Below are 7,146 nucleotides of genomic sequence, written 5' to 3'. Positions count from 1 at the left end.
TTATCGCCACAAGCCAAGCCATTCCAGACTAATACCATGGCAATACAACGTGCTAAGCCAATTAAAATAAGGCCCGTCATATACTCTGGATAGTTATGTAAGAAAATAATCGCAAGGATAAACATTAAAACTGGAGCAATAATCCAGTTCTGTATCAACGATAAAGCCAAGGTTTTTTTATCTTTAAATACTTCTGGTAGCGTAGCATAATCTACCTTTGCTAAAGGCGGATACATCATCAAAATTAAACCGATTGCGATTGGAATATTAACGTTATCTACACTTAACTCATTTAAAGACACAGATGCCTGAGGAAAGAAAACTCCAATGGCTAAACCTAAAGCCATTGCAATGAAAATCCATAGCGTCAGGTTTCGATCTAAAAATGAAAGCCCTTGTCTGGTCATGTTCTACTCGAAGAAAGAATTGATTAATTTTGTTCAATACACAAATGATTAATGCACCTATGCTAGAAAACCGAATTTTTAAGACAGAAATCTAGGAAGATTAATCACAGCACGTTGTAGTGATGAAAGGCTGATCTTGTTGCTTTACTCTTGTCTCACTCTCGTCATTTTCTATCACATTTAAAATATCTAAAGCCCAGACAGGCAAATCAGGATTTAAGCTGTAATAGACCCACTGTCCTTTTCTTTCATCCAGTAATACGCCATGAGTTCTTAATAAGGCTAAATGTCTAGAGATTTTCGGTTGGCTCAACTCAAGCTGTTCTGTTAGCTCACAAACACAAATATTTTGTTTATCTAGAACTAATTTAAGAATATTTAACCGAGTTTGGTCAGATAGACATTTAAAGAAATCGACTTGGTTGATCATATCTTCAACAGTATATATTCGTTATTGCAAATATACGGATATCCATATATAAATGCAATATCTTAATTTATCGATAAATTTGTCATGATTGAATTAGTGAAGATCTACCATAACCCTGCATGTGGCACGTCACGCAATACTTTGGCACTCATTCGTCATGCCGGGCTTGAACCTCTCGTTATTGAATATTTAAAAACACCACCAAGTAAAGATGAGCTAATCCACCTCATTAAGGATTCAAACTTAACTGTACGAGAAGCCATTCGTAAAAATGTTGATCCATATAAAGATTTAGAGTTGGAACAAGCCCATTGGACCAACGAACAGTTAATTGATTTTATGGTTCAGTACCCAATTTTAATTAATCGCCCATTCGTGGTTACACCAAAAGGCACACGACTTTGCCGCCCTTCTGAAATGGTGCTCGACATTTTAGATTCAAAAAACTTAGGCTATTTTGCAAAAGAAGATGGCGAAGTGATTATTGACGAACAAGGCCGTCGTATAAAGTAATTGAAGATACTTATTAATATAAAAAGCTAAATGGCATGACACCATTTAGCTTTTTTTGAATGAAACGGATTAAAAATAGGATTTGATAAAAGGAAGGAGTTGCTCTCCTATTACCATGCCTAATAATCCGACTAACGCAACAAGAGGTGGAGCTGGTGACTTCACATTTAAGACGTAATATAAGACACCCACGAGCAACCCTACAGCCAAAGATAACAAGTACATTTTCATCGTACATACCTTAGGGAAGCAAGCCATTTAATGAGGCAGGTTCCCATACTGTTTTATTTAAAATGCAAAACAAGAACACCCGAGTGCACCCCAGAAAGATTTTTTATCCTTATCATTTACAGGAACATCAAGCATCCAAGAGTGGCTATGTCCATGCATGCCACAACTACTAGCACATTCACATAATGCACTTTGTGACTGTAATGATTGATTCGAGGGTGCATTACGATTTTCGGATAAACGCCACTGACCACCAAAGCGTTTTACTGGCGACCATGTTGGAGATGCTGGTGGTAACGGCGGATCATCATGCTTAAACTCTGCACCTGCATATACCACTTTTCCGCCTAAAACAGTGAGAACAGACTCAATCCACTGGATATCTTCTGCTTCAACCTTGAAGTAGTCATCGGACAATACGACCAGATCAGCAAGCTCACCTGCTGTGAGTGAACCTTTAACATCTTTTTCACCTGAGAACCAAGCCGAACCTTTAGTCCAGAGTTTGAGTGCTGTTTGGCGATCTAACAGATTTTTTTCATCATAGAGTGGTAAACCACCGACTGTTTTACCCGTACTTAGCCAATACAAACACACCCAAGGGTTATAGGATGCAACACGAGTCGCATCTGTTCCCGCACCCACAGGAACACCGAGTTCTAACATTTTCTTAACTGGTGGTGTTGCCTGAGCAGCCTCAGCACCATAGCGTTTCACGAAAATCTCACCTTGATATGCCATACGGTGTTGAATGGCGATACCGCCACCCAACGCACCAATACGTTCGATATTACGCTCAGATACGGTTTCGGCATGGTCAATAATAAATCGAGTTGCGAATGGCTGTTTTGAATTGACGCGCTCAAATACATTGAGCAGACGATTAATACTTTCATCATAGGTTGCATGAATACGGAATGGCCATTTCTTTTCAGCCAAGTGCTCTACAATGGCTTCGAGTTCACCTTCCATTTTTTCTGGTAAATCTGGACGTGGCTCATAGAAGTCTTCGAAGTCACCTGCCGACCAAGTCAGGTTCTCACCGGCTCCATTCATTCTAAATAATTCATCACCATCGCCCGGAAATGTCATTTCTGTCCAGCGGCGATAATCATCAAGCTCTTGACCTGCCTTCTGAGCAAATAAGTTGTAAGCAATTCGCACTGTCATTTGATTTTGATCGTGCAATTGCTTAATTACATCATAATCTTCAGGATAGTTTTGACCCCCACCACCTGCATCAATTGCTGAAGTAATACCTAATCGGTTCAGCTCACGCATGAAATGACGAGTTGAATTGACTTGATCTTCAACTGGCAATTTCGGCGCTTTACCTAAAGTCGAATATAAAATCATAGCGGATGGAGTTGCCAGCAATAGACCTGTTGGCTCACCCTTTTCATCTCTTACAATCTTGCCACCCGGTGGATCTGGCGTGTCTTTGTTAAAGCCCAATACATCAAGCGCAGCTCGGTTCAACAAGGCACTGGCGTATAGATGTAAAACAAATACTGGAGTATCTGGTGCAGCTTTATTAATTTCTTCTAAAGTCGGTAAACGCTTTTCGGCAAACTGGAATTCAGTCCATCCGCCTACGACACGAACCCATTGTGGAGCTGGCGTATTATCTGCTTGCTCTTTAAGCAAGCGTAGTGCATCTGCAACGGATGGCACACCTTCCCAGCGCAGTTCCATATTGTAATTTAAGCCACCACGAATAATATGTAGATGACTGTCATTTAGACCCGGTATAACGCGACGACCATTTAAGTCTACGACTTTGCTTGTAGGTGTTACGAGCTTCATAACCTCATCATTTGTACCCGTACGTACGACTTTACCGTCTGCAATCGCAATTGCTTGTACTTCGGGATTCTGAGGATCTAGTGTTGTGATTTTACCGTTTATGAGTATGAGGTTTATTTCGGTCATTCTGAACTCCATTCTTGTGAATTATCGTTCTAAAAAATAAAGGTATAGCAACATATATATTTCATTATTCTTTTTGATTTTACACGACGGAGTCTGACCGTTTTACATCCAATAAGAGGAGTTAATTCTGTTACTTTTCTTTCGGGAAAAGTAACCAAAACCATTGCCATCTGCAAAACTCGTTCAATTACAATCTTTTCAGATTTTGTCCTGCCTCGAACAGTTGCAGATGGCTTTTCCACTTATCCAATATAGTCAAAAATCGAATAAATCAACTTAAATATCGAAATACCCTTAACTCAACTATTTCTTATTTTGCAGGAACTGGTGCAAGTACTTCGTGTTTTGATGTTGTACGTTCAGGCGCCTTATGTACCATCGTATAGGCATAGTCCACACCCATACCGTAAGCACCAGAATGCTCGCGTACAATTGCCATAACTGCATCATACGTATCACGGTGTGCCCAATCGCGTTGCCATTCGAGTAACACTTGTTGCCAAGTTACCGGAACAACACCTGCTTGAATCATGCGTTGCATGGCATAGTCATGTGCTTCTTTTGATGTACCACCAGAAGCATCGGCAACCATATAAATTTCATAATCGCCTTCAAGCATGGCACCAAAAGCAAAGGTGTTATTGCATACTTCAGTCCACAAACCTGAAACGATTATTTTTTTACGATTATTTTTTGCAAGTGAATCACGTACTTTTTGGTCATCCCATGAATTCATTGAAGTACGTTCTAGTAATGGAGCATCTGGAAATACATCTAAAAGTTCAGGATAGGTATGACCAGAGAAGCTTTCAGTTTCAACCGTGGTAATGGTGACAGGAATATTGAATGTTTTAGCTGCTTTTGCTAAGCCTACAGTATTATTCTTTAATACTTGGCGGTCTATTGATTGTACCCCAAAAGCCATTTGTGGCTGATGATCAATAAAAATAACCTGACAATTTGTTGGTGAAAGTTGTTCTAAAAGTGACTTATTCATGGGTAAACTCCATTATTCCTTATGAGTAATGCATTAAAATTGCTTACTGGTCATTATCAAAACAGATAAAAATGTAAAAGCATAGACAGCAAATCAGCACGAATCTGTATGCTGTACGAATACAATAAAATCAATGATTGCTTTTTAATTTTTATAGTTTAATCATTGATATATATTTTTTTAACTTTTGCTTAACCATGGATCGATTAGACTGTATTTCCACTTTTGTAAGTGTCGTAGAACATGGGAATTTTAGTAGCGCAGCCAGAGCACTCGACATCTCTCGTGATTTAGTGGCCAAACGTGTGTGCTACCTCGAAAATGACCTGAAAACCACACTGTTAACCCGAACCACAAGACAGATGAACCTCACCTCTTGTGGAGAAAAGTTTTATCAGCATAGCAAAGTCATTTTAAGTGAGTTTGAATGGGCTGCCTACGAAATTAGCTATAATCAGCAGTACCCAGAAGGCGAACTCAAGCTCAATACACCAATGTCTTTTAGCAATATTTTTCTTCAAAATATCATTTCAGACTTTATTGAGAAATATCCCAGCATCAAAATTGATCTATTCATGACTGATCAGCTATTAGACATGAATAATAATAAATTTGATTTAACCATTCGTGTAGATGGCTCTCCTCCAAACTTAGCAAATAGTAAAATATTAAATACCTATCAGCGCTATCTATATGCGACACCTGAGTATTTCAATCAGCATGGATTACCAGAATCATTAGAAGAACTTAAAGAACATAAATTTCTGATTTATTATCAGGATAGTCGACATAAAAAATTGATTTTCCAAAAAGATCAAAAAGAAGTGTCCTTTAATTGCTTCCCAGTCATGACCTGTAATAATGGTGAATTATTATTAGATATGTGCTTGAAAGATCACGGTATCGTCTTTCTTCCAGAGTTTATTGCAGAGCCTTACTACAAAGAAGGTAAATTACAGAAATGTTTGGAGGACTACACCAGTCAGCCACTTCACTTATATGTGACATGGCCAAACCGTAAGATTTTATCGAAGAAGGTAAAACTATTTATTGATTTTTTAACGCATCAAATCATTCCTATAAAATAACTAATCTGGGCCTTTTCCATAGAAAATGGCCCATTATTTTCAGTTAGTTTGACTGGTTTCAATCTTCTTATTTTTAAATAAATTTAATAAATTTTGCTCTGCTGTTGCTGTGCCGTCTTGTTCAACAAATGTCGTCGCGTAGTGTTCTAAATGCTCTTCCATCAATTGAGTGGCTCGTTTTTCATCGCCTTGCTCAATGGCATTTAAAATTGCACGATGTTCATCTGCCGAACAATTATTATGTTTTGGAATTTCATATAACCCAATCAATAACGAAGTCCTTGCAATAAGCGTCTGCAAATAACTGGTCATAATCGTATTTTGATTTGCTTCAATCAGCTTTAAATGAAATTGCCCTGATAGCTTAATCCACTCGGCCCAATTGCCAGCTAAACGCTCATGAGACTCTTGATCTACTAAACCTCGAAGCTCACTAAAATCTAGGCTATGTGACTTTTGAGCTAGCTTTTTTACAGTAGCGATTTCAAGCATGCTGCGTGCTTCAAAGACCTCTTTTGTTTCATGAGCACTATGTTTTGCGATGAGTGCTCCACGATTGGGCTGAATTTCGATGACCTTATCATGTGCAAGTTTGACGAAAACACGTCTTAACACTCCTCGCGTTACACCGAATGCTTCACACAAAGGTGCTTCAACTAAACGTGCGCCAGGGACAAGTTGTCGATTTAAAATAGCATCTACAATAGCGTTATATATATGGTCATCAATTTCATCATTGCTTATTTCTACGGCTTTTTTTGGTGCATTCGATGGCATTGATTTCTCCATTTTTATTAACGCCCCTCTTTTTAAAACTTTATCTAATGACAGTAGTGTAAGTTTAACTTAAGCGTTTTGGAATATTGCTCTCATTCCTCAAACACTTATATTGAGCTAAACAATTCAATATTAAATCTCTAAATATCCACTTATACACCTCAATTTACTTACTTTTTATAAAAAATTAAGCACTTCTCATTTTATAAATCTGTCTCTGCATATCCAAAATCTATACCAGTTTAAATGACTCATAAGCGCTACTTCTTAAATTTGGCATAACTTTTGCTCAATTAAGATTGTGCACAATTTAAATATCACATTGTACACAATTTTAATTTCATTCTTTTAGACAGAAAAACAATGCTGCTGAAAGTGCCTCCATCTTAAGGAAGTGAGTGTTCAAGATGAATAATACCGAAGCAATAATTAAACCTTCTTATGATGCAAAACTGACAAATCAAGATTTAGCTCCTTTAAAAAAGCAAACATGGGGCGCTTATAATATTTTTGCTTTCTGGATGTCTGATGTTCATAGTGTCGGCGGTTATGTCATGGCTGGGAGCCTTTTTGCACTTGGACTCAATAGCTGGCAGGTACTTTTATCTTTACTCATCGGCATTGCCATAGTTCAGTTTTTTACAAACCTGATTGCCAAGTCTAGCCAACAAACTGGTACGCCCTATCCTGTTATTTGCCGCGCAACCTTTGGTGTGCTTGGTGCAAATATTCCTGCTGTTATCCGTGGACTTATTGCTGTCGCATGGTATG

The 7,146-nt window shown here is 38.2% G+C and carries 9 protein-coding genes; 3 read left to right on the top strand and 6 right to left on the bottom strand.

What is annotated here, in order from left to right:
- Both UC75_RS19675 and UC75_RS01505 read right to left on the bottom strand, forming a co-directional pair.
- Positions 1–407 (bottom strand): arsenic resistance protein (locus tag UC75_RS19675; RefSeq protein WP_416202191.1); only part of this gene is annotated, 407 nt, incomplete at its 3' end.
- A gap of 100 nt (positions 408–507) precedes the next feature.
- Positions 508–837, bottom strand: coding sequence for an ArsR/SmtB family transcription factor (locus UC75_RS01505; RefSeq protein WP_049836463.1), 330 nt, complete (start codon positions 835–837; stop codon positions 508–510).
- Between the two features lie 84 nt (positions 838–921).
- Between UC75_RS01505 and arsC the strand changes: the two genes are divergently transcribed.
- On the top strand, positions 922–1,350 hold the full coding sequence (gene arsC / locus UC75_RS01500; RefSeq protein ID WP_049836462.1) for an arsenate reductase (glutaredoxin): 429 nt from the start codon (positions 922–924) through the stop codon (positions 1,348–1,350).
- Positions 1,351–1,419: 69 nt separating this feature from the next.
- On the opposite strand, the gene UC75_RS18550 is transcribed toward arsC, so the two are convergent.
- From UC75_RS18550 to UC75_RS01490, 3 genes are all read right to left on the bottom strand, one after another.
- On the bottom strand, positions 1,420–1,581 hold the full coding sequence (locus UC75_RS18550) for a DUF1427 family protein (RefSeq protein WP_000784879.1): 162 nt from the start codon (positions 1,579–1,581) through the stop codon (positions 1,420–1,422).
- 57 nt (positions 1,582–1,638) lie between these two features.
- Positions 1,639–3,513: an amidohydrolase gene (locus UC75_RS01495; protein ID WP_049836461.1), complete on the bottom strand. Its 1,875-nt coding sequence runs from the start codon at positions 3,511–3,513 to the stop codon at positions 1,639–1,641.
- Between the two features lie 310 nt (positions 3,514–3,823).
- Positions 3,824–4,510: a hydrolase gene (locus UC75_RS01490; protein ID WP_032058465.1), complete on the bottom strand. Its 687-nt coding sequence runs from the start codon at positions 4,508–4,510 to the stop codon at positions 3,824–3,826.
- A 197-nt stretch (positions 4,511–4,707) separates the two neighbouring features.
- Between UC75_RS01490 and UC75_RS01485 the strand changes: the two genes are divergently transcribed.
- The gene (locus tag UC75_RS01485; protein WP_049836460.1) at positions 4,708–5,598 is read left to right on the top strand and encodes a LysR family transcriptional regulator; all 891 of its coding nucleotides are present in this window, start codon (positions 4,708–4,710) and stop codon (positions 5,596–5,598) included.
- A 39-nt stretch (positions 5,599–5,637) separates the two neighbouring features.
- Here UC75_RS01485 and UC75_RS01480 read toward each other — a convergent pair whose 3' ends face one another.
- Positions 5,638–6,387, bottom strand: coding sequence for a GntR family transcriptional regulator (locus UC75_RS01480; RefSeq protein WP_128825105.1), 750 nt, complete (start codon positions 6,385–6,387; stop codon positions 5,638–5,640).
- A gap of 395 nt (positions 6,388–6,782) precedes the next feature.
- On the opposite strand from UC75_RS01480, the gene UC75_RS19670 reads away from it, so the two are divergent.
- Positions 6,783–7,146: cytosine permease (locus UC75_RS19670; RefSeq protein WP_228137010.1), on the top strand; the 364-nt coding region annotated here is incomplete at its 3' end.

Source organism: Acinetobacter sp. V2 (assembly GCF_001188385.1).
GTDB classification, from domain to species: domain Bacteria; phylum Pseudomonadota; class Gammaproteobacteria; order Pseudomonadales; family Moraxellaceae; genus Acinetobacter; species Acinetobacter oleivorans.
This window is presented reverse-complemented; position numbering and strand designations above follow the sequence as displayed.

Excerpts from the sequence above, each read along its gene's own strand:
- UC75_RS18550 (WP_000784879.1), bottom strand. The coding sequence starts at position 1,581 with ATGAAAATGTACTTGTTATCTTTGGCTGTAGGGTTGCTCGTGGGTGTC.
- UC75_RS01485 (WP_049836460.1), top strand. The coding sequence starts at position 4,708 with ATGGATCGATTAGACTGTATTTCCACTTTTGTAAGTGTCGTAGAACAT.
- UC75_RS01490 (WP_032058465.1), bottom strand. The coding sequence starts at position 4,510 with ATGAATAAGTCACTTTTAGAACAACTTTCACCAACAAATTGTCAGGTT.
- UC75_RS01495 (WP_049836461.1), bottom strand. The coding sequence starts at position 3,513 with ATGACCGAAATAAACCTCATACTCATAAACGGTAAAATCACAACACTA.
- UC75_RS01480 (WP_128825105.1), bottom strand. The coding sequence starts at position 6,387 with ATGGAGAAATCAATGCCATCGAATGCACCAAAAAAAGCCGTAGAAATA.
- arsC (WP_049836462.1), top strand. The coding sequence starts at position 922 with ATGATTGAATTAGTGAAGATCTACCATAACCCTGCATGTGGCACGTCA.
- UC75_RS01505 (WP_049836463.1), bottom strand. The coding sequence starts at position 837 with ATGATCAACCAAGTCGATTTCTTTAAATGTCTATCTGACCAAACTCGG.